The sequence below is a fragment of the Flavobacterium sp. J372 genome, assembly GCF_024699965.1.
In the GTDB taxonomy this organism is placed as follows: Bacteria; Bacteroidota; Bacteroidia; order Flavobacteriales; family Flavobacteriaceae; genus Flavobacterium.
In genome coordinates, this window is the sequence record NZ_JAJOMZ010000004.1 from 2678942 (window position 1) to 2700000 (window position 21059).

The window sequence follows — 21059 nt, forward strand, 5'->3', positions numbered from 1 at the left end:
AAAATTCTTAATTACTGCACCCTTAAATTTTTAATAGAAACATAATAAAAGTTGGCAGGCATATTAGCTACTTTTGCAAAAAATTTCGCTGTATGAAAAACCCCAAACATTACCTTGCTGCAATTTCCGCATTTACCATTTGGGGATTTATGAGTTTGGGGCTGAAGCCGCTGCAGGCCTACGCGTCAATAGACATACTGCTGTACAGGATTTTCCTTTGCGTGGTTTTGATACTCATCATCAACCTCGGATTCAGGCGTGCTGTCATCAAAGAATCTGTTGCCGCGGTAAAACAAATGCCGAAACAGCAAAAACGCAAACTGCTGGCTGCAATGATTATTTCAGGGTTATTACTGACAGCCAACTGGTACTTATTCATCTACGTGATGAACCATGTAAGCGTAAAAACGGCGTCATTCGCTTACTTAGTCTGCCCTATAATCACTACTATTTTTGCTTTTATATTGCTGAGTGAAAAGCTTACAAACAGGCAGTGGTTTGCTGTGCTCATAAGTGTTGCCGGGTGTGCCTTGCTGTCAATAGGCCATTACATGGACCTGTTTTACAGCCTTGTCGTTGCGTCAACCTATGCCCTGTACCTCATCATTCAGAAGAAGATCACTTCTATAGATAAATTCCTGGTGCTTACGGTTCAGATGCTAATCACCGCTGTGGTGATGCTCCCGTTTTACCCTGTGCTGGCCGGGCCCGTGCCGCAATCGCCAACGTTCTATATCTATATCCTGATAATTGCGGTTGTATTTACGATTATCCCGCTGTTCCTGAATCTTTACGCGCTAAAGAAAATCAAATCGTCAACAGTTGGTATTCTTATTTACATCAACCCTATCATAGGCTTCGCACTCGCGGCGCTATATTACGGCGAGGAAGTTACGGCATTGCAGATTATCTCGTATTCGCTGATAATCATATCTATCATCATTTTCAATTCGGCGCTGTTCACCAAAAAAGTGAAGGCATAAGTACTGGAACGGTTTTTGTTTTTCACCTGCAAAACTATTCTTATGAAAAAATACATCCTGCTGCTGCTGATAGTCCCTTTTATCGGGAACGCCCAACTGAAAGGCCTCATAGACAAAGCAAAATCAACCGTACAGTCTAAAACCGGTACAACATCGCTAAGCAATGCCGACATCAGCAACGGCCTTAAAGAAGCCCTGAAAAAGGGTGTGAGCGAACAGGTTACCAAGCTTACCGCCGTTGACGGTTTTTACAAGAATGAAGCTGTAAAGATCCTGCTTCCCGCTGAATTGCAAAAAGTTGACACAAAACTGCGCCAGATGGGTATGGCTAACCTTGCCGATGAAGGAATTAAAGTGCTGAACCGTGCCGCCGAAGAAGCCGTGAAAGAGGGTACACCTATATTTGTAAATGCCATCACTTCAATGACGCTGACTGATGCGAAGAAGATTCTCATGGGCGCTGACAATTCAGCTACCACTTATCTTGAAGGCGCTACGTCTGCTCCGCTTTACGCTAAATTCAACCCTGTTGTACAGTCGTCGCTGAGTAAAGTGGGTGCTGATAAAGTATGGGCAGGCATCATCAAAAAATATAACAGCATGCCATTGGTTACTAAAGTGAACCCTGACCTCAACGATTACGTTACCAAAAAGACAATGGACGGCGTGTTTAAAATGATTGCCGTAGAGGAGAAAAATATTAGGAATAATTTAGCATCGCGCACTTCCGATTTGCTTAAAAAAGTATTTGCTTTACAAGACTAATTTGTAAAGCATTTACTATGAAAAAGCTTGCCATTTTACTTATAGCCTGCTTCACTTTTTCAGGCTGTGCCGAATTGCAGCAGGTTGCAGGCCAATTGCCTCAGGGCGGTGTACTATCTAACGCGGATATCGCTTCAGGGCTTCGTGCCGCGCTTGACAAGGGTATTGACACACAGGTTTCAAAACTTACGCAGACAGACGGCTTTTATAAAAACCAATTAGTAAAGATTTTACTGCCTGAAGAATTACAGAAGGTTGACAGCGGGCTTCGTGCAATAGGCCTTGGCAATCTTGCTGACGAAGGCATCAAAATGATGAACCGCGCCGCGGAAGATGCCGTAAAAGAAGCTACTCCCATTTTCGTTTCGGCTGTTAAGCAGATAACATTTACCGACGCAAGAAATATTCTTTTAGGCAACGACCAGGCGGCTACAAGCTACCTCGAGCGCACTACCTCAACACCGCTGTATTCAAAGTTTAACCCTGTGATTAAATCATCTTTTAATAAAGTAGGTGCCGATAAGGTCTGGAATAACATTATCACCCGTTACAACCAGATTCCGTTGGTAAAAAAAGTAAACCCCGACCTCACAGATTATGTTACTGATAAAGCTTTGGAAGGCGTGTACAAAATGATTGCCGTGGAAGAAAAAAACATCCGTGATAACATCTCGGCACGTACAACACCATTGCTGCAAAGGGTTTTTGCGCTACAGGACAGCAAATAATTTTCCACCTTCATCAGGAAGCTATGCATGCCTCTAAAATATTTAGTATCAGAACGATAAATAACATTGCCTTAACATTGCAAATATATTTTTTTGTGTAATTTGCACTCCATAAATGGTTTTCTCACATTTGGTTAGGGTTAGTTAGAAAGAAATGCCGGTACATCACATACCGGCATTTTTATTTGTCTCAAATCAGGGCTCTAAAATTTATCACAATCTTCATTTTTGGTACGTTTACTTTGCTACTTTTGCGCAAAAATAGACTACGTTGAAAAAGTTTGTGTTTGCTATGGCCTTACTGTTTCACCTTGCAGGCTTTGCGCAGGACTGGAACTACGATTTTGATGTGGCGAAGAAAAAAGCCGCTTCCGAAAACAAGAATATCCTGCTGGTGTTTTCCGGGTCAGACTGGTGTGCCCGTTGTATAGAACTGGAACGCAATGTGTGGCAGACCGAAGAATTTAAAGCTGAAAGCAAAAAAAGCTGGGTACTGCTGCGCGCCGACTTCCTCCAGAAAAAGGGCATTCCTGACCCCGTTGACGTAAACGACATGAAGATCATCCTGGCAGAAAAATACAACCGTGACGGCTTTTTCCCGCTGATAGTTTTTCTTGACAAAAACGGCCGTGTACTGGCAAAATCAGGCCCGCAGAATTTCGAAACTGCTACCGAGTATATTGATTTCTTTAAAGGAATGACAGGGAAGTAATTATTCCTTCGGCTCTTCCAGCCTCAACTGCAGCTGCTTAAAGTAGGCAAAAGCCTTTACCATACGGCTGCCATACCACGAGAACATCTCGCCGTCAACAAATACGGTTTTGGCATGGTGCGTAAAACGGCCCACCTCAAAGGCATCTTCTTCTTTGAACGGATAGGGTTCGCTTGAAAGGAAAACCACATCAGGGTCACCCTGTATACGCATTTTTGTATAATGATTTCCGGGTAGCGCCCGCGGCTTTCGTAGATGTTGGTAAAATTATTCAGCTTCAGCATTTCATTGATGAAAGTGTCGCCTCCCGCAGCCATGTAAGGATTTTTCCAGATAAGGTAAGCGGCTTTCTGCTGTTCCCTGCCCTGCATAAATTGTTTGAAATCGTTCAATTCATGGTTTATCCTGTCAATCCATTGCTGTGCTTTGGTACGCACTGAAAAAATTTGCCCAAACTCCGCAATCATATTGATACTGTCTTCAATAGTAATAATATCGCTTGTCCATACCGGTGCTATTTCACGTAAGGTGTTTACGATATCTTCAGTATTTTCTTCTTTGTTGCAAATGATGATGTCCGGCTGAAGCTCCCTGATCTTATCATACTTCACCTGCTTTGTGCCGCCCACGACAGTTTTGGTCGATTTGAGATGATACGGGTGTACACAAAACTTCGTAATACCCACAAGGCTTTCCTCAAGGCCGAGGTCAAACAATAATTCTGTTTGCGATGGCACAAGTGAGACTATCCGCTTTGGTGTTGCGTGAAGGGTTATAGTGTAACGGGTTTGGTCAGTGAAGTTTTTCATTTGATTGTTGCGGGTTGCGTGTTACGCGTTACGGGCAACCCGAAACCCGCAACTCGAAACTTTATATCAGCCTTGCCATTTCCTGTTGTATCTTCAACGCCTCTTCCCTGGCCTTCTCTGCAAAATCTTCTCCGGATGATGCATAAATGATACCACGGGATGAATTTACCAGCAGCCCAACTTTATCATTCATACCGTATTTGCAAACTTCAGACAGGCTTCCGCCCTGTGCGCCCACGCCCGGTACAAGCAAAAAACTGTCGGGTATAATCCGGCGTATTTCTTTAAAATACTCGGCTTTGGTAGCTCCAACAACATACATCAGGTTTTCGCTGTTTTTCCAGGTTTTTGAAGTTTTAAGTACAGATTTGTAAAGTTCTTCGCCATCAGAATCTTTCGTCTGGAAGTCGAACGCACCTTCATTTGATGTAAGTGCCAGCAGTATCGTAAACTTGTTTTTAACTGCCAAAAATGGCTCCACACTGTCTTTCCCCATATATGGCGCTACGGTAACCGAATCAAAGTTCATGTCTTGCAAAAACGCCTTCGCATACATGGCCGAGGTGTTGCCTATATCGCCCCTTTTCGCATCGGCAATCGTGAAGATTTCAGGATGTTTATTGTTGAGAAAATTTATGGTTTTCTCCAGCGAAATCCAGCCTTTCAGCCCGTATGCTTCGTAAAAAGCCGTGTTGGGTTTGTAGGCCACAGCCAGGTCATGCGTGGCGTCAATAATGGCTTTGTTAAATTCAAAGATAGGATCTTCTGTTGCGAACAGATGTTGCGGAATTTTATCTAAATCGACATCAAGCCCGATGCAGAGGAAGGATCTTTTTTGAAGAATGTTTTGGTGAAGTTGTTCGGTAGTCATTGTGTTGTGTTGTTGTGCAAAAATAAAGCTTTTTTATGGAACTTGTGGAAATCCTGCAAGGTCTTCCGGCCTAGTAGGTATGCTTTAAACCTACAAGGTTATTAAACCTTGCAGGAATAAAAAATCCCGCCGAAGCGGGATAAGTATTAATATATTTCTGTCTCTTTCAACTTCTCGGTATTATTTACTAATTGAAGCTCATCGATCAATTTTTGAATGTTTCCGTTCATAACACCGTCAAGGTCATACAGCGTAAGTCCTATCCTGTGGTCGGTAACGCGGCCCTGAGGGTAGTTGTATGTACGTATCTTAGCCGAACGGTCGCCTGATGATACCTGGCTGTTACGCTTGGCGGCATCTTCTTCCTGTTTCTTGGCAAGCTCCATTTCATAAAGGCGCGAACGCAATACCTGTAAGGCTTTGTCTTTATTCTTATGCTGTGATTTTTCGTCCTGGCACTGTGCTACCAATCCTGTAGGTATGTGCGTCATACGAACGGCCGACTTAGTCGTGTTAACTGACTGCCCGCCCGGCCCTGATGAACAGAACAGGTCAATACGCACATCGTTCATATCAATTTGCACATCAAATTCTTCAGCTTCAGGCAGTACCATTACGGTTGCAGCCGAGGTGTGGATACGCCCTTGTGTTTCGGTCTGCGGAACGCGCTGTACACGGTGTACGCCGGCTTCAAACTTAAGGGTTCCGTAAACATCTTCACCCGTAACCTCAAAGATAACTTCTTTAAAACCACCCGATGTACCTTCGCTAATATCAACTACGCTTGTTCTCCAGCCCTTGCTTTCACAGTATTTAGTATACATCCTGAAAAGGTCGCCTGCAAAGATACTGGCCTCGTCACCACCCGTACCGGCACGTACCTCAACCATCACGTTCTTTGCATCTTCCGGGTCTTTCGGTATCAGCATGAACTTGATCTCTTCCTCAAGCTGAGGAAGCCTTTCCTTAGCTTCGTCAAGCTGCATTTTGGCCATTTCAACCATTTCAGGGTCGCTGCCATCGGCAATGATTTCCTGTGCCTCAGTAAGGTTTCCTGAAACATTCAGGTACTCCTCACGCTTCTCTACAAGCGCTTTAAGGTCTTTATATTCTTTATTCAGAGCGACATAGCGCTTCTGGTCGGCAATCACATCCGGCTGGATGATAAGGTCTGAAACCTCATCAAATTTTTGCTTTATAATCTGTAACCTGTCTAACATCTTTCAGTGCTCCTTTATTTTAGCGGTGCAAAAGTACGCAATATTTTTGATTGTTCACTACTTACGCACACATCGCGCAGCGCCCGGTAACCCATCCTGCGGTTGACTGTGAGCTGTAACCTTCAGGCAGCTTCACGCTTATTTCACCCGGCAGGCATTCGATTTTCTCGCAATCGGTACAGCGGAAATGAAAATGGTTATGGTTGTGCTCATGCTTTTCCTCCCCGCAGCTGTGGCAAAGCGCATAGTAAAACTTACCATCATCGGCCAAAATCTTATGAACCACGCCGTCTTCGCAAAAACGGTTCAGCACGCGGTAAATCGTCACGCGGTCCATCTCGCCTTTCACAACGGCCTCTATCCTGTCCTGGCTCAGCGCCGAACCGGCTGATAACAATGCGTCCAATACCGCTTTTTTTGATGGTGTACTCCTTCTGTTCATCTTTAATGCAATTATGTTGCAATAGTACGAAAAATATTTATCTTTGGCAAATATTTAATGAACGCGGATGACGCGGATGCTTCGCAATCGCCGATTTAACTGATTATATTCCCTATTCTTTAAAAAAATCAGCGAAAATCCGTGCAATCCGTGTCATCCGCGTTCCTTAATCCAATCAAAAATGAAAAATCAATTTGAGGCAATTATAATCGGCGGCAGCTACGCCGGGCTGTCGGCAGCAATGGCACTTGGCAGGGCATCGAGAAATGTACTCATCATAGACAGCGGCCAACCCTGCAACGCGCCTACACCCCACTCCCACAACTTCCTGACGCGCGATGGCGAAACCCCTGCGGCTATTTCGGCAATTGCGAAAGAAGAAGTGCTCAAATATCCCCCCTGTAAATTTTTTGGATGGGACGGTCACGGCTGTAAACAATAGTGACAATGGATTTTCGGTTGAGACAGCTGAGGGCAAGAGTTTTTTCGCGAAGAAAATCTTGCTTGCTACAGGAATCAAAGATATAATGCCGGAAATACCAGGACTTGCCGAATGCTGGGGTAAGACTGTAATCCATTGCCCGTACTGCCACGGTTATGAAGTGAAAGGCCTGAAAACGGCTGTGCTGGCAAATGGCGATGTGGCTATACATTATGCGCAGTTGCTTCGGCAATGGACAAACGACCTGACGTTTTTTACTGATGGGCCTGCTACATTTACCAGTGAACAAAAAGCGAAACTGGAACAGCACAACATAAAGACCATCGAAACCAGGGTTGAAAGGCTTGTGCAAACCGGCGGCAATCTTGAGGGCATAATTACGGCAGATGGCATAAACCACAATTTCCCGGTGATGTATTACAGGGCAGATTTTGAATTGCCAGAATTTGTGCAAAAGCTCAACCTCAGCAAAGATGATTTTGGCTTTATCAAAACAGATGATATGATGCAGACATCTGCAAAGGGGATATATGCGTCGGGCGACTGCATGAGCATGATGCGCGCCGTAGCCAATGCTGTTGCAACGGGCAACAAAGCCGGGGCTATAATTAACCGTGATCTTTCAATGGAGAGTTTTTAATCCGCCGAAAATCACTATCATTGTTGAATGGATTACAATGTATATAAACCTTGTGAAGAACTTTCAAAACAAATAAAGACCTACTGGAGCCTGGAGTGCGCAGCTGATGAAACCAACGGGCGCGAGCGCATTTTCCCGGACGGGTGTATTGAGATCATCTTCAATCACGGTGACAGGTTCAGGAAATTTGACAATGAGACCGATTTCCACATTCAGCCTCCCGCCTTCATCCACGGGCAATTGAAAACCTATTTTGAACTGGAGCCAACAGGGAGCGTAGGCATTTTCAGCGCACGGCTTCACCCTGCAGGATTGCGCCCATTTGTAGATTTTGACGTTGATACTTTTACGGGAAGTACCCTAACGATAAGCGATGTGTGGGGTGATGACGGCGTGCAACTGGAAAAGGATATACAAGGCTGCACCGATAACCCTGCACGAATTTCCCTGCTTGAAAAATTCCTGCTTGAGAAACGTGACAAATTAAGAGTTGACAATACACCTGTCGAGGCATGCGTTGATTCAATAATTGAAAGCATCGGATCAATTTCCATGGAAGCTGTTGCACAAAAGCTCCGCATCAGCAAACGCCAGCTCGAACGCAGGTTTACTGCGGCTGTTGGCATTTCGCCAAAAATTTTTGCACGCATAACCCGTTTCCAGAATGTGCTGCAGCTTATTGAAAATAAGGAATTTAAAAGCTTTACAGCCACGGCCTATGACGGCGGGTTTTATGACCAGGCGCACTTCATAAAAGACTTTAAAGACTTCACGGGGCTCAATCCCAAACAATATTTCGCCGAAAACCTCGAAATGGTAAAGCATTTCACTTTTGATGTGTGATGTCGCTTTTTTACAATTTTTTGATAAGGCACAACCCCATCTTTGCCGGAGTTAACTCAATAAACATCATGAAGAAAATTACATTGCTTACCGCAGTTTTGTCCCTAATGGCATCATGCGGAAAAAAGGAGAACACAGAAAAAACCACTACTGCTCCCGTTGCGGAAACACCAAATAAATTGGCTGCAACCGAATGGCTTGCTGGCTCGTGGGGACATACCACACCCGAAGGAGACCTAAGTGAAAAATGGGAAAAAGTAAATGACAGCGTTATGCACGGCGAGAGTTATTTTGTTGTCGGCGGGAAAGACACCGTATTTGCCGAGACCGTTGCACTTACTTCTGAAAAAGGGAAACTAGCCTATACGGTAACGGTACCCGGACAAAACGATGAAAAACCGGTGCGCTTCGACCTGACCTCATCTTCCGAAAGCCAATTGGTGTTTGAAAACCCGCAGCATGACTACCCGAATAAAATTGTGTATAACAAAATAACAAACGACTCGCTTGTTGCAGAAATTTCAGGTATGCAGAAAGGCAAACCTGCCCGTGAGCAATTTGCAATGAAGAGGCAGTAGCAATTCATCATCGGCGAAGTTACGCCGGACTGTCAGCAGCGAGGGCCTCTTCATTGCCCTCGCGCAAATATGTTGGTAACTGACAACGGTAATTTATGTACTTCATACACGACCCAGCCCATACTTTCCAGATACACTATCGCAAACTATCCGCAGCCAGTTGGGACTTAAATATGCCTGTATACTTGATTATGAAAGTATTTTTTTCTGAACCAAAATGCGAGATTAACTAATGCAATAAGGGCAGGCACTTCTACTAATGGCCCTATTACACCTGCAAATGCCTGACCGCTGTTAATGCCAAACACGCCTATGGCCACCGCTATAGCTAATTCAAAGTTATTACCTGTTGCTGTGAAGGCAATTGAAGTACTTTTAGAATAATCAGCACCAAAGAATTTACCTGTGAAAAAGCTTATAATGAACATGATCGTAAAATATATTACCAGCGGAATTGCAATCCTTACTACATCCATTGGTATCTCAACAATCAGTTCACCCTTAAGGCTGAACATCAATATTATAGTAAATAACAATGCTATTAAAGTTATCGGTGATATGAATGGAACATATTTTTTATCAAACCAGTCTACTCCTTTCAGTTTAATAAGGACATACCTGCTTATAAAGCCGAGAGCAAAGGGTACGCCCAGATAAATCCCTACGCTTTCTGCAAGCTGTTCAATGCTTATATCTACAACGAATCCGTCATAGCCAAAATAGGGCGGAAGTATGGTAACAAATATATAAGCATAAACGCTGTAAAGCAGCACCTGAAAAATGCTGTTGAGTGCTATCAGGCCCGCGGCATACTCCCTACTGCCGTCTGCAAGGTCGTTCCATACAACTACCATTGCAATACACCGCGCCAGACCAATTAGGATAACTCCTATCATATATTCAGGATATCCATTGAGGAATAATAACGCCAATGCAAACATCAGGACAGGACCCGATAACCCAATTCAAAAGCAGTGAGGCAAACAGAACTTTGGTGTTAGTGAACACTTCACCCATCTTGCTGTAATTTACTTTAGCCAATGGAGGGTACATCATCAGAATGAGTCCGATAGCCAACGGAATATTGGTTGTCCCCTTCGAGAAAGAATTAATGACCGTGCTACTTCCGGGCAATAGATAACCGATGGCAACACCGATTGCCATTGCAAGGAAAATCCAAAGAGTTAAATAGCGATCTAAAAATCCAAGATTCTTTTTTTAACTACAGGAGTACAATTATTTATAGACATATTTATTTCCTGATTTGCGAGAATACATAAAACATTTCAAGACCTATTTGAAGGCTACGCTCTTTATACTTTTCAGCCTGCTGTTCTGATTTGTCAAATTCCTTGGGATCTTCATAAGTAATAGCTATCCTTTTTTCTGCACCGGCAATGAAGGGGCACCCTCCATCAGCTTGAGAGCAGGTCATTATTGCTGCGAAGCCTTCTTTGGGATTGAAGTCATTGTAATATGTTTTTGAAAACGCAACTACAGGATGCTCGTTCTCAGCATACTTCACAGCGTAGACAGGATTATTGCCTGTGGAAAGGGCTTGTATTTTAAAACCGGTTTGTTTCAGTGTTTGCACAACTGCCGGGAACATTGCAGTTGATTCCGTTCCGCCCGAGTAACAATACACCTGAGGAATTTGGTAATAGGCTGCCGCCGCCTGCGCCCAGATTTGTGCCAAGTGGCTCCTGCGGGAATTATGCGTGCAAATCAGATTCAACCGTATCTCTTCCTGTTGCGAGCTTTTTGCTTGAATAAAGTTGATTAATGGCTGAAGAACTTCTTTGCGCTCTTCTAATAGGTTTTCAAATTCAAAACCATTAACAACAGCTTCAATTTCCGGATAAAGTGTAACTTTATTTGACATAGTTGTAGATATTTAGCAGCATCCTCCGCCAGGAGCACAGCTGTTAGCCGTATTTGATAAAATTTCCGATGAGGAAACTCTTTCGTTTGTTTCAGGCACACCACAACTTTCCTGCGCGAGGCAGGCCGTCATTTTATTTTTTAGTATAAAATGCTGACCATTAAAATCAAGGTCATACTTACCAATTGTGGCAGACTGGTATTCAACCTCAACATGGTAATCGCCTATATTCAGTTTCCTCTCACTAAGGTTTATGATATTCAGGAGTTTTCGCGGCTTTAGCCTGTGCTCGTAATCATCAGCATCCCAAAGCTGGAAATTCACAACTTTTTCATTTCTGATGGTACCTCCGCAGTCAATAAAATCTCTCGTGATTAAACCAACCTCGGTTACATGGAAATGTTCAGGCACAAAGCTGCCATCTTCCAATTGGAAAGCCACATTGGTAAGGCCCGGCAGGATCTCTTTAATTTCTGATAGTTTCATAATAGATATTTTTAGTTAACAGCAATCTTCTGAATCTGAATTTAACTGGCTTGAAATTGCATCGAAATAATCCCTAAGCATTACAACAGCATCTTTATCAAGGCAATAGCATATAGCGGTACCTTCAACAGTACCTTTTATAAATCCTGCATTCTTAAGCTCCTTCAGGTGTTGCGAAACCGTAGGCTGTGCCAGCGGAAGCTCATTTACGATATCACCGCAAATACATGATTTTGCTTTTAGCAGGTATTCTATAATCGCTATCCTTGCCGGGTGGGCCAGCGCTTTTGCCATGTCGGCTATCTTATTATGGCTTTCTGTGAACAACCCTGATTTCGATACTCCCATAAACTTCATTATTATATCGCAATATTACGATAAATATGAATACAAATATCAGCAGATGATGTTTTTTTAAATAAAAATCCCGAAGCAAATACTTCGGGATGTTATTTTGAGTGAAGCTCACTGCCTACTGACTGGAAAACTGTGACTGCGACTGATAACTACTTCTTCACCGGTATATTCTCTAATATCTCCAGCACAAACTTCCAGTATTTTTGGGCTGAAGATATGCTGGCACGCTCATCGGGGCTGTGTGCGCCCTTAATGGTTGGCCCGAAAGAAATCATATCCATGTCAGGATAATTCGTACCCAGGATGCCGCACTCCAAACCGGCATGGCAGGCCACAACGTTTGGCTGAGTGCCATTCTGCTTTTCGTAGATGCTTTTCAGCACTTCAAGAATTTCTGACTCCACATTCGGTGTCCACCCCGGGTATGAGCCCGAAAACGTCACCTCGCAGCCTATAAGCTCAAATGCCGAACGCAATGCATTGGCAAGATCAAACTTGCTGCTCTCAACAGATGAGCGCGTTAAACAGCCTATATGCAGCTGACCGTCTTTAACGATCACACGTGCAATATTGTTTGATGTTTCGACCAAGTTTTCCATATCAGCGCTCATACGGTAAACGCCGTTATGGGCAGTGTATAGCGCACGAATAAGCCCTTCCTGCACGCCGAGATCCATAACCTTAGCCGGCAACTCGCCTTTTTCAATAGTAATCTTAAGGTTAGGTTCAGTTGTCTTATACTCGGCTTTAATATCATTGATTACTTCCTGCATATCAAACACAAACGCCTCATCAAAAATTTCGGAGATGATAACTTTCGCCACGCTCTCACGCGGGATGGCATTGCGCAAGCTGCCGCCATTGATTTCGCTTATCTGAAGCCCGAAATTTTCAAAGCTGTCAAACAGCAGGCGGTTCATTATTTTGTTGGCATTTCCCAGGCCTTTGTCAATATCCATACCGCTGTGCCCGCCGTTCAGTCCGTTCACGGTAATGGTGTAGCCCACAGAATTTTCAGGCGTATCCTCTTCATTATAGCTGCGTATGGCCGTAACATCTACCCCACCGGCGCAGCCTATGTCAATCTCGTCATCTTCCTCGGTATCGAGGTTAAGGAGAATTTCACCCTGAAGAAGTCCGCCTTTAAGCCCCATTGCGCCGGTCATACCGGTTTCTTCGTCAATGGTAAAAAGCGCCTCAATTGCCGGGTGCGGTATATCTTTGCTCTCCAGTATCGCCATGATGGTAGCCACACCAAGGCCATTATCAGCGCCCAGCGTTGTGCCTTTTGCACGCACCCAGTCGCCATCTACATACATCTCGATTCCCTGTGTGTCGAAGTCAAAATCGGTACCGTTGTTTTTTTGGTGCACCATATCGAGGTGGCTCTGCATCACAATCGTCTTGCGGTTCTCCATCCCCGCCGTGGCGGGCTTTTTTAATGATAACATTGCCTACCTCATCTTCCATCGTTTCGAGTCCGAGCGACTTCCCGAAGTCTTTCATAAAGGCGATAACACGCTCCTCTTTTTTAGATGGGCGCGGCACGGCATTTAGGTCGGCAAATTTATTCCAGAGCGCTTTCGGCTCAAGGTTCCTTATTTCCTGGCTCATTGTATTTGTTTGTGTTTTTTGATATTGTAGCTTAATTCAGCAAAACAAAAATACTACTTATATTTACAAACCTTTGCACAATTGCACATGATAAAGAAAAAACACGTACTGCCGCTTTTACTCCTCCTGCAAATCATCATCGTCAACATATTGGCGGCCTTTCCAGAGTTTGTAGAGAAGTATTACAGTAACGGTCTCTACCCTTTTATCGCGGCGGGTTCCAGGAGTATATTCGGACTGGTGCCGTTTTCGGTGGGCGACATTATTTACGGCATTGTGCTGGTATTTGCTTTTAGATGGCTTTGGCTAAAGCGTAAAACATGGGGCAGGGCGCTTTGGGGTAATGTGCTGGGGCTGCTGTCGTTCATGTCGGTTTTTTACTTCCTGTTCCACCTTCTTTGGGCAATGAACTACCACCGCGTCCCGCTTCATGAAAAAATGGGAATGGAAAAGAAATATGAACTGGCAGAGCTTATACCGTTTACCAAAAAACTCATCGCGAAGACCAACGCCATGCAGGTGCAGATTACAGGTAACGATTCTACTAAGGTTGTTAATCCCTACACTATCGCGCAGATATATGACATGTCACTGAACGGATACAACAGGGTCTCTGCAAAATACCTGTACTTTAAGTATGAAAGAGAAAGCATAAAGTCATCACTGATAAGCACACCGCTGTCTTACATGGGCTTTGGCGGCTACCTTAACCCGTTTACTAATGAGGCACAAGTAAATGCTAACCTGCCACTATATAACCTCCCTACAACTACCTGCCACGAAATGGCCCACCAGATTGGCTATGCCAGCGAAAGCGAGGCCAACTTCATAGGCTACCTGGCATCGGTTGATAATGAAGATGTTTACTTTCAGTATTCGGGTTACTCTTTTGCCTTGAAATATTGTATGCGCAGCATTGAAAAATTGGATGAGAAAACCGCCGAAAGCCTTGTGCCACTCATCAACAAGGGCGTTCGCAAAAACTTTAAAGAAAGTAAAGACTTTAATGAAAAGTATTCGTCATTCATAGAAACCGGGTTTGAATTTTTCTACGATAACTTCCTTAAGCTCAACAAGCAGAAAGACGGGCTTGAGGGTTACAGCAAGTTTGTTGGGCTGCTGGTTAATTACCACAAGCAAAAAGAATTATAGCCACTCTGTAACATTTATGGTTTAAAGACTACCTATAGCAATATGGCAACTTCATCAGAGCAATCTTTTGTAACGCAGCTTCAGCAGAACCAAAACCTGATCCACAAGATTTGCAGGCTGTATACCAATGATGAAGATTCGCACAAAGACCTTTTCCAGGAAATAACCATACAGCTCTGGAAGGCCTATCCGCAATTCAGGGGCGACAGCAAATTCACAACGTGGGCCTATCGAGTGGGGCTTAATACTGCCATCACGCTTTATCGCAAAAAAAAGCGCAGTATAGATACCATTGAGTTTGATACCAAAATACACCGCTTTACACATGATGAGTACAATTATGAAGAGGAAGAGCATATAAAACTGCTGTACCAGGCTGTGCACCAGCTTAATGATATTGAGAAAGCGCTGGTGTTCATGTATCTTGAAGATAAAGATTATGCAGAGATAGCTGAAACACTGGGTATCAGCGAAGTAAATGCCCGCGTAAAAATGAACAGGATTAAAGGAAAACTGAAAAAAATACTTAATCCGTAACAGGATGAATTGAATATGGAAGAGTTAGATAAACTAAAAAGAGACTGGCAGCGCAATGATAGCCTGTTCCCGAAATTTTCGGAAGCAGACCTGTACAAGATGCTGCACAAAAAGTCGTCGTCAATTGTAAAATGGATATTGATAATCAGTATCCTTGAGTTTGCGTTCTGGCTGCTCATATCCTTCTGTATGCGTGGCAGCAACGCCAATAGGCAACTCGAGAACCTCGATATTCAATATATCACCACACCTATGACTATTATAGGCTATCTTATCATACTGTACTTTTTCTACAGGTTTTACATCAACTACCGTAAAATCACTGCAACGGATAATGTAAAAAAACTGATGGCTACGATACTCAATACCCGTAAGGCCGTAAACCAGTACATCATCGTGAATATTGTATGGATTATCATAAGCTGTATCGTGATATTCACCATTTATTTCTATAAAGATGAAAGGCTTAACGAGGCGCTTCACCAAAGCGAAAAAAATGGCACAGAGACGACATTTTACCTAATATACATTATTGGGACGGTTATAAGCCTTGCTGCCTTCATAGGTATTATATGGGGCTTTTACAAGCTTATATATGGCATACTGCTAAAAAGGCTGCACAGGAACTATAACGAACTTAAAAAAATAGACTTTTAAACATGAAAAAGATTTTACTGGCGCTGCTTGCCGTTGCAGGATTTACCGCCAATGCCCAAAAACTTGACAATGCCCTGCTGTGGAAAATCACCGGCAAAGGGTTAACCCAACCGTCATACCTTTTCGGTACCATACATATCACCTGTGATGCCACGCTTGATGCTAAAACCAAAAAGGCGCTTGATGATACGAAGCAAATTTACCTGGAGCTTGATATGGATGACCCCGGCATGCAGGCAGCCATGATGGGCGGCATAATGATGAAGGATGGCGTTACAATGAGTTCACTCGTTTCTGCGGAAGATTTTAAGATTGTAGATGAATTCCTGACAAAAAACGTTAGGATGTCGGCCAAAATGATGGACAGCTTTAAGCCGGCGCTAATTTCAGCAATGCTGTACCCGAAGATGATTGACTGCCCTATGCAGAGTTTTGAGATGGAGCTGATGAAGGAAGCCGTGGCACAAAATGAAGAGATACTGGGACTGGAATCTGTAGCCGACCAAATGAATGTGTTTGATGCGATACCTTACAAAGACCAAATGAATGAGCTGGTGAAAACTGCCAAAGGCGGCATTAATAAAGACAAAAAAGAATTTGCAAAACTTATGGCTGTGTATCAAAGCAAAGATATTGAAGGCATGCACAAACTGATGGATGAAAGCGAGAACAAAATGTACTCGAAGTTTGAAGATGTAATGCTTGATAACCGCAATAAAAAATGGATACCGGTGATTGAGGCGGCAGCAAAAAGACACCTACTTTCTTTGCTGTCGGCGCGGCACACCTGGCCGGAGATAACGGCGTGATAAAACTATTGCGAAAAGCGGGGTACAAAGTTGAAGCGGTAAAATAAAAAAAGAGAGGCTATCACCTCTCTTTTTTTAATATCTCCATTGCCTTTGCACGTTCAGTTGTTCTTCAGCTTCGATCACTTCATTCGGAATCACCTTCAGGAAAGACGGGTGCTGCTCTATGGCGTACTCTATTTTCTCTAAAATTGACTCGACTGATTCATTCTCATAATCAATTTCAAGCGGTTCTTTTATGATGAAAGACTGCAGTATGCCTTTTTTCTTCATACGTAATCCCTTCTTATCAAATGAACGGCGGAAACCGTCAATCACAATAGGCACTACTATGGGCTTATGCTGCTTTATGATATGGGCAGTACCTTTCCTGATAGGCTTAAACGGTTTGGTTGTACCCTGCGGGAAGGTTATCACCCACCCGTCTTCAAGCGCTATGCGTATATTCTCGGTATCATTTGGGTTTACCTCGCGCTGTACATCTTTACCTTTAGCACGCCAGGTACGTTCAACTGTGATTGCCCCGGCGTAAGATAATATACGCGGCAGCAGGCCTTCTTTCATCGTTTCTTTGGCCGCTACATAATACATATTCAGCTTAGGGTGCCATATGTAGCCCACATTCTTAATGTTGTCTTCACGGCCTTTTAATGCAGCGTTGAATACATGGAACATGGCCACAACATCGGCAAAATAAGTCTGGTGGTTTGATATGAAAAGGACATTTCTGTCGGGCAGCGCACGTATGATTTCGCTACCGTCAATAAACAGCTCGTTGAAGCCGCGATACCTGCGGTGGGTTAGCACCCCAAACACACGTATCAGCCATTTTTTTAGGAAAAGTATATGCCCGAAAGGATTTCTTTTAAATAATCCCATAGTAAAGTAAAATCAAACGGCAAACTTACAAAAACCCCGCTATTTTATAGCCGTTTTTATGGTTTCTTTAAGCTCGCTGAGTATCATTGCAGTAGCTCCCCAAACAATATTTCCTTCAATGATAAATGAGGGAACCATAATGTGCTGTTTGTATGATGTTTGCATTGGCATTTCAGCTATGGTTGAGTCATCAAGAAAAACAGACATCGGCATCTCTATGATTTCAGAAACTTCAGCCGGGTTGGGCGCAAATACAGGCTCTTCTGTCAGCAGGCCCAAAAAAGGATATACCAGGAAGTTGCTTGGCGGTATGTAAATTTCACTGAAGGGCATTACTACCTCAATTTCGCTCTGCGCTATGCCTACTTCCTCAAAAGTCTCTCGCAGCGCTGTCGCCATAAAATCTTTGTCTTCCGGCTCTGCCTTACCGCCAGGGAAAGATATTTGTGCCGAGTGTATTCCCGGGTATGTATTTCGCTTTATCAGTACAATATGAGCTTCCCCTGCCTTTGGATAAGCCAGCATCATCACGGCCGATTTTTTGGGCTTAAGCTTTTCATATTCAGCTTCCGGCAATGAGACAGGTCTACCCAACGGAGCCATTTTAAGATGTGCTGTGCCCCCCGGAAGCTGCTGCTGTAGTATTTTCGGTATATATTTAGTAAATTCGGCAAATGTCATTATATGGCTTTGAAGCATAAATATAAACATTAATACGTTAAACAAATGTTCAGTAAGGCGGAAGCGCAAAAAATGAAGAAGGATTTCTGGACGGCTTTTGCCGAAGCCTATCCCCGTAAATGGCTTTTGTATGATACCAAAATAAAAGACCTGTCGCTTAAATTTTATGTAGACAATAAAAAGGCGCAGGTAATGATTGACATTGACAGCCGCGATGATGCCAAACGCTATGATTACTTTGAAAAACTGGAATCACTAAAAGCCATTTTGCTTGAAGAATACCTGCCTGATGCTGTTTTTGAAAAAGACTTTTACCTGGAAACCGGCAAGGCTGTAAGCCGCGTTTGGGTAGAGCTGCCGGGCATAAGCCTGTATAATATGGCCAGCTGGGCTGCAACCTTCAGGTTTTTTAATATCACCATGGATGCTTTTGAGCGCTTCTTCTATGAATATGAAGATATCATAAGGGGATAAAATAAAAATCCCCCCGAAACTTGCGGAGGGATTTTTTGGTTGTGAAGAATTGATTACCGGATCATTGCAAAATGCCCCTTGTATTCGCGTCCATCAGCCCGTGTTACCACAAACCAATAATCTGTACTTGGCAGGCGCTGCCCGTTTAGCGTGCCGTCCCAGCCTTCATTTGTTCCTGTAAAGCCTGTTATAAGCTTTCCGTACCTGTCATATATCTGTACTTTCATTTTCGGCTCAAGTATAGAATATTTAATTTGCCAGTTGTCATGTATACCATCTCCGTTTGGCGTGAAGTATTTAGGGTAGTATAACAATACTACTTCTTTCACGTCATAGCCGCAGCTTAAATCGTCTTTCACATACACATCGTATTTGCCCATCGGTAGGTTGGTAAATGTGTTCTCTTCCTGGAAGTTGATACCGTCTATCGAATACATAATATTATCGGCGCCGGTTGCATGTATAGTAATACTGTTATCGTTCTCAGACCAGTCTTGAGTTTCAATTTTGGTAATCTTAGGTGTAGATGATGCCTGGATTGTTACATCAGCAAAACCCTGGCAGGTAACATTACCGTATTTTTTCTCAACAAATACAGTATACTCACCCGGCTCTGTTACATATATTGTCCTGCCGGTCATACCGTTAGACCATGTGTAAGAAAGGTATCCTGCACTTGCTGTAATCGCTATCGGGTTATTGTTACAAACTTTACCTTCAGTAGTAATCTGCGGGTCCGGCGTTACACCGCGGAACAGCTTGAAGCTGGTAGTGCCGTGGCATATAGGTATCTCCCTGTGTACAAGCCTTGCGTATATTGTTTTGCCGTCAGTTCCCGGAGTATAAAAATCAGGAAGCTCATTAACACCTGCATCAGCATCAGCCTGTGTGGCGTGATATGTAATGATGTACATAGCTGCCGGAAGCGGGCCAAGAACGTCGGCATCTTTAGACGTAAGATCAAATTCTGCATCACCGTCACAATTCACAACATCTGTAGGCTTGCTGGCTTCAGCGATTGATGGCAATGTACGAAGGCTGAATTGTTTAGGTATTATATTACCGCATGCATCTTCAACCTGGAAAACATAATCAGCCGGTTCAAGGTTTGTAAACAGGTTGTTGCTGCCATTATTTATAAGGAATGGCTGTCCGTTTTTCCTGATGATCTTGTAAGCCGTTGGGTACCCTGTGGCTTCAATGTAAACATCTCCGGGCTGTCCCACACATGACAGTGAATAAGCATTTGATACCGAAAGGCCATCTTTGTATTCAAATTCAGATACCACACTCACACAAATAGTATTTGTAGCAGTGCCGCCGCCAAAAGCCTCAAACTTTTTAAGCACCCTGAATTTTCCTGCAAAGTTCAGGTTTGACCTTGTAGCGTTGTTATTAAGCCTGATACCGTTTGAAGCTGTTGGGTTAGTACCTTCAACATATGCCGCACCGGTACCTGCCGGATGGCCCCATGTGTTGGTGGCAGGGTTAAACTTCTGAAGCCAGAATGCACCGCCTTCAGTACCATTGCTGTTATCAGAAACCTTCACTGCAAAGCCACCGCAATTTGCTGTATATGTTACAATATTTACAGGTTGGCGGTAACCCTGCACATTTACAGAAAGCTCTTTAGTTACGCCGCAAACATCAGTTCCTTTTAAAGTGTAAGTTCCTTCAGGAAGATTATTGATATACAAATCACCCGCACTGTTAATAAGCGATGTAACGTTGTACGGAAGTGCGTGGCCGAATGATGCAGGCGCAGCAGTTACGTAGGCCGCATTCAGGTCGCCATTGCCACTGCGGAAACGTACCGTACCCATATTTGCAGCACAATCTGGCAATGTAGCAATATTAAAGTTTTTCTCTACATATGGCGGTACTTCAATATCCTTAACATATGTGTTGCCGCAATCATCAGTAAATTCAATTGTATATACTCCCAGGGGAAGGTTATTTAATGTTACAACACCGGCATTGCTGATAGTAGATGTAACATCTTTAGGCAATGGTTGTGTGTAAGTAGCAGGCGCTGAAATAATTGTAGCGGTAACAACCTTTTGTCCTGCAATACTTATCCTTATCCTGCCGAATAGCGAGAAACAACCATTGTTTGTACCTTTGGCAGATACTGAAAGTTCAGACATTTCTACAACTAGAGATTCTGTTTTAGTACGGCCGCAGGCATCTGTAACCTCTACAGTGTAATTTCCAAGCGGTACATGGTTTGTTTCGCTGCCAAACTGTAGTGAAGTATTTGTTTGAGGGCCTTGGTATGCAGCGTTGTAAGCAATTGGGTTAAAGTCTGCCGGAGCAGTGATGAAGCTTATTGTATAAGGCGCCATGTGCATTGATGGAGTAACCGTTAGATATTTATATCCGCATTTTGCATCAGCAGCACCGAGAGTAAGCTTAATTTCAGGATTTACCTCATTATCATCCTTTTCATAAATGTTATTACAATTATCTGTAACCTTCAGTTCGTAAGTGTAGCTTTC

The 21059-nt window shown here is 43.5% G+C and carries 23 protein-coding genes and 3 pseudogenes (1 of these 26 cut by a window edge); 14 read left to right on the plus strand and 12 right to left on the minus strand.

Going from position 1 to position 21059, the window contains the following annotated elements:
* Positions 1-92 precede the first annotated feature (92 nt).
* The 4 genes from LRS05_RS13305 (at position 93) to LRS05_RS13320 (ending at position 3188) form a co-directional block, all read left to right on the plus strand.
* The gene (locus LRS05_RS13305) at positions 93-983 is read left to right on the plus strand and encodes an EamA family transporter (RefSeq protein WP_257868767.1); all 891 of its coding nucleotides are present in this window, start codon (positions 93-95) and stop codon (positions 981-983) included.
* A gap of 42 nt (positions 984-1025) precedes the next feature.
* The gene (locus tag LRS05_RS13310) at positions 1026-1748 is read left to right on the plus strand and encodes a DUF4197 domain-containing protein (RefSeq protein ID WP_257868768.1); all 723 of its coding nucleotides are present in this window, start codon (positions 1026-1028) and stop codon (positions 1746-1748) included.
* Between the two features lie 17 nt (positions 1749-1765).
* Entirely contained in the window at positions 1766-2476 is a 711-nt protein-coding gene (locus LRS05_RS13315; protein ID WP_257868769.1) for a DUF4197 domain-containing protein, read from the plus strand.
* A gap of 292 nt (positions 2477-2768) precedes the next feature.
* Complete coding sequence (locus LRS05_RS13320; protein WP_257868770.1) at positions 2769-3188, plus strand: thioredoxin family protein; 420 nt, start codon at positions 2769-2771, stop codon at positions 3186-3188.
* On the opposite strand, the pseudogene LRS05_RS13325 reads toward LRS05_RS13320, so the two are convergent.
* From LRS05_RS13325 to LRS05_RS13340, 4 genes and pseudogenes are all read right to left on the minus strand, one after another.
* Positions 3189-3997, minus strand: a pseudogene (locus LRS05_RS13325) (ABC transporter substrate-binding protein). It lies immediately after the preceding gene.
* Between the two features lie 61 nt (positions 3998-4058).
* Complete coding sequence (pyrF, locus tag LRS05_RS13330; RefSeq protein WP_257868771.1) at positions 4059-4868, minus strand: orotidine-5'-phosphate decarboxylase; 810 nt, start codon at positions 4866-4868, stop codon at positions 4059-4061.
* A 146-nt stretch (positions 4869-5014) separates the two neighbouring features.
* Complete coding sequence (prfA, locus tag LRS05_RS13335) at positions 5015-6088, minus strand: peptide chain release factor 1 (protein ID WP_257868772.1); 1074 nt, start codon at positions 6086-6088, stop codon at positions 5015-5017.
* Positions 6089-6149: 61 nt separating this feature from the next.
* Positions 6150-6530: a Fur family transcriptional regulator gene (locus LRS05_RS13340; RefSeq protein ID WP_257868773.1), complete on the minus strand. Its 381-nt coding sequence runs from the start codon at positions 6528-6530 to the stop codon at positions 6150-6152.
* A 181-nt stretch (positions 6531-6711) separates the two neighbouring features.
* On the opposite strand from LRS05_RS13340, the gene LRS05_RS13345 reads away from it, so the two are divergent.
* The 4 genes from LRS05_RS13345 (at position 6712) to LRS05_RS13360 (ending at position 9033) form a co-directional block, all read left to right on the plus strand.
* The gene (locus LRS05_RS13345; RefSeq protein WP_257868774.1) at positions 6712-6972 is read left to right on the plus strand and encodes a hypothetical protein; all 261 of its coding nucleotides are present in this window, start codon (positions 6712-6714) and stop codon (positions 6970-6972) included.
* Positions 6941-7612 (plus strand): NAD(P)/FAD-dependent oxidoreductase, encoded by a 672-nt coding sequence (locus LRS05_RS13350; RefSeq protein ID WP_257868775.1) that lies wholly within the window; start codon positions 6941-6943, stop codon positions 7610-7612. The genes LRS05_RS13345 and LRS05_RS13350 overlap by 32 nt, the downstream gene beginning before the upstream one ends.
* 27 nt (positions 7613-7639) lie before the next feature.
* Positions 7640-8455, plus strand: a complete 816-nt coding sequence (locus LRS05_RS13355; protein ID WP_257868776.1) for a helix-turn-helix transcriptional regulator — start codon at positions 7640-7642, stop codon at positions 8453-8455.
* 68 nt (positions 8456-8523) lie between these two features.
* Positions 8524-9033 (plus strand): DUF6265 family protein, encoded by a 510-nt coding sequence (locus tag LRS05_RS13360; protein WP_257868777.1) that lies wholly within the window; start codon positions 8524-8526, stop codon positions 9031-9033.
* Between the two features lie 167 nt (positions 9034-9200).
* Here the strand turns inward: LRS05_RS13360 and arsB are convergent.
* From arsB to LRS05_RS13385, 5 genes and pseudogenes are all read right to left on the minus strand, one after another.
* Positions 9201-10283 (minus strand): annotated as a pseudogene (gene arsB, locus LRS05_RS13365) (ACR3 family arsenite efflux transporter).
* Between the two features lie 2 nt (positions 10284-10285).
* Positions 10286-10915, minus strand: coding sequence for a protein-tyrosine-phosphatase (locus tag LRS05_RS13370; RefSeq protein WP_257868778.1), 630 nt, complete (start codon positions 10913-10915; stop codon positions 10286-10288).
* A gap of 12 nt (positions 10916-10927) precedes the next feature.
* Positions 10928-11401, minus strand: a complete 474-nt coding sequence (locus LRS05_RS13375; RefSeq protein ID WP_257868779.1) for a DUF6428 family protein — start codon at positions 11399-11401, stop codon at positions 10928-10930.
* Between the two features lie 15 nt (positions 11402-11416).
* Positions 11417-11749, minus strand: coding sequence for a helix-turn-helix transcriptional regulator (locus LRS05_RS13380; protein WP_257868780.1), 333 nt, complete (start codon positions 11747-11749; stop codon positions 11417-11419).
* 158 nt (positions 11750-11907) lie between these two features.
* Positions 11908-13372 (minus strand): annotated as a pseudogene (locus LRS05_RS13385) (aminoacyl-histidine dipeptidase).
* A gap of 87 nt (positions 13373-13459) precedes the next feature.
* Here LRS05_RS13385 and LRS05_RS13390 point away from each other — a divergent pair.
* Genes LRS05_RS13390 through LRS05_RS13410 form a run of 5 tightly spaced genes read left to right on the plus strand, consistent with a single transcriptional unit; the run spans position 13460 to position 16574 of the window.
* A complete protein-coding gene (locus tag LRS05_RS13390) occupies positions 13460-14524 on the plus strand; it encodes a DUF3810 domain-containing protein (RefSeq protein ID WP_308224933.1) in 1065 nt (354 codons plus the stop codon).
* A gap of 42 nt (positions 14525-14566) precedes the next feature.
* The gene (locus LRS05_RS13395) at positions 14567-15061 is read left to right on the plus strand and encodes an RNA polymerase sigma factor (protein WP_257868781.1); all 495 of its coding nucleotides are present in this window, start codon (positions 14567-14569) and stop codon (positions 15059-15061) included.
* Between the two features lie 15 nt (positions 15062-15076).
* Complete coding sequence (locus tag LRS05_RS13400; RefSeq protein WP_257868782.1) at positions 15077-15718, plus strand: hypothetical protein; 642 nt, start codon at positions 15077-15079, stop codon at positions 15716-15718.
* A 2-nt stretch (positions 15719-15720) separates the two neighbouring features.
* A complete protein-coding gene (locus tag LRS05_RS13405) occupies positions 15721-16527 on the plus strand; it encodes a TraB/GumN family protein (RefSeq protein WP_257868783.1) in 807 nt (268 codons plus the stop codon).
* The gene (locus LRS05_RS13410) at positions 16506-16574 is read left to right on the plus strand and encodes a hypothetical protein (protein WP_257869277.1); all 69 of its coding nucleotides are present in this window, start codon (positions 16506-16508) and stop codon (positions 16572-16574) included. The genes LRS05_RS13405 and LRS05_RS13410 overlap by 22 nt, the downstream gene beginning before the upstream one ends.
* Positions 16575-16602: 28 nt before the next feature.
* Here the strand turns inward: LRS05_RS13410 and LRS05_RS13415 are convergent, their stop codons facing one another.
* Entirely contained in the window at positions 16603-17406 is an 804-nt protein-coding gene (locus tag LRS05_RS13415; RefSeq protein WP_257868784.1) for a 1-acyl-sn-glycerol-3-phosphate acyltransferase, read from the minus strand.
* Between the two features lie 39 nt (positions 17407-17445).
* Positions 17446-18087, minus strand: a complete 642-nt coding sequence (locus LRS05_RS13420) for a CoA pyrophosphatase (RefSeq protein ID WP_257868785.1) — start codon at positions 18085-18087, stop codon at positions 17446-17448.
* A 45-nt stretch (positions 18088-18132) separates the two neighbouring features.
* Between LRS05_RS13420 and LRS05_RS13425 the strand changes: the two genes are divergently transcribed.
* A complete protein-coding gene (locus LRS05_RS13425) occupies positions 18133-18561 on the plus strand; it encodes a DUF4268 domain-containing protein (RefSeq protein ID WP_257868786.1) in 429 nt (142 codons plus the stop codon).
* A 53-nt stretch (positions 18562-18614) separates the two neighbouring features.
* On the opposite strand, the gene LRS05_RS13430 is transcribed toward LRS05_RS13425, so the two are convergent.
* Positions 18615-21059 carry the 3' portion of a T9SS type B sorting domain-containing protein gene (locus LRS05_RS13430; protein ID WP_257868787.1) on the minus strand. The gene runs 696 nt beyond the window's last position, so 2445 of the gene's 3141 nt are visible here — the last part of the coding sequence; its start codon lies beyond the right edge, outside the window; the stop codon is at positions 18615-18617.

Coding starts and splice junctions, on each gene's coding strand:
- LRS05_RS13305 (WP_257868767.1), top strand. CDS start 93: ATGAAAAACCCCAAACATTACCTTGCTGCAATTTCCGCATTTACCATT.
- LRS05_RS13310 (WP_257868768.1), top strand. CDS start 1,026: ATGAAAAAATACATCCTGCTGCTGCTGATAGTCCCTTTTATCGGGAAC.
- LRS05_RS13315 (WP_257868769.1), top strand. CDS start 1,766: ATGAAAAAGCTTGCCATTTTACTTATAGCCTGCTTCACTTTTTCAGGC.
- LRS05_RS13320 (WP_257868770.1), top strand. CDS start 2,769: ATGGCCTTACTGTTTCACCTTGCAGGCTTTGCGCAGGACTGGAACTAC.
- pyrF (WP_257868771.1), bottom strand. CDS start 4,868: ATGACTACCGAACAACTTCACCAAAACATTCTTCAAAAAAGATCCTTC.
- prfA (WP_257868772.1), bottom strand. CDS start 6,088: ATGTTAGACAGGTTACAGATTATAAAGCAAAAATTTGATGAGGTTTCA.
- LRS05_RS13340 (WP_257868773.1), bottom strand. CDS start 6,530: ATGAACAGAAGGAGTACACCATCAAAAAAAGCGGTATTGGACGCATTG.
- LRS05_RS13345 (WP_257868774.1), top strand. CDS start 6,712: ATGAAAAATCAATTTGAGGCAATTATAATCGGCGGCAGCTACGCCGGG.
- LRS05_RS13355 (WP_257868776.1), top strand. CDS start 7,640: ATGGATTACAATGTATATAAACCTTGTGAAGAACTTTCAAAACAAATA.
- LRS05_RS13360 (WP_257868777.1), top strand. CDS start 8,524: ATGAAGAAAATTACATTGCTTACCGCAGTTTTGTCCCTAATGGCATCA.
- LRS05_RS13370 (WP_257868778.1), bottom strand. CDS start 10,915: ATGTCAAATAAAGTTACACTTTATCCGGAAATTGAAGCTGTTGTTAAT.
- LRS05_RS13375 (WP_257868779.1), bottom strand. CDS start 11,401: ATGAAACTATCAGAAATTAAAGAGATCCTGCCGGGCCTTACCAATGTG.
- LRS05_RS13380 (WP_257868780.1), bottom strand. CDS start 11,749: ATGGGAGTATCGAAATCAGGGTTGTTCACAGAAAGCCATAATAAGATA.
- LRS05_RS13390 (WP_308224933.1), top strand. CDS start 13,460: ATGATAAAGAAAAAACACGTACTGCCGCTTTTACTCCTCCTGCAAATC.
- LRS05_RS13395 (WP_257868781.1), top strand. CDS start 14,567: ATGGCAACTTCATCAGAGCAATCTTTTGTAACGCAGCTTCAGCAGAAC.
- LRS05_RS13400 (WP_257868782.1), top strand. CDS start 15,077: ATGGAAGAGTTAGATAAACTAAAAAGAGACTGGCAGCGCAATGATAGC.
- LRS05_RS13405 (WP_257868783.1), top strand. CDS start 15,721: ATGAAAAAGATTTTACTGGCGCTGCTTGCCGTTGCAGGATTTACCGCC.
- LRS05_RS13415 (WP_257868784.1), bottom strand. CDS start 17,406: ATGGGATTATTTAAAAGAAATCCTTTCGGGCATATACTTTTCCTAAAA.
- LRS05_RS13420 (WP_257868785.1), bottom strand. CDS start 18,087: ATGACATTTGCCGAATTTACTAAATATATACCGAAAATACTACAGCAG.
- LRS05_RS13425 (WP_257868786.1), top strand. CDS start 18,133: ATGTTCAGTAAGGCGGAAGCGCAAAAAATGAAGAAGGATTTCTGGACG.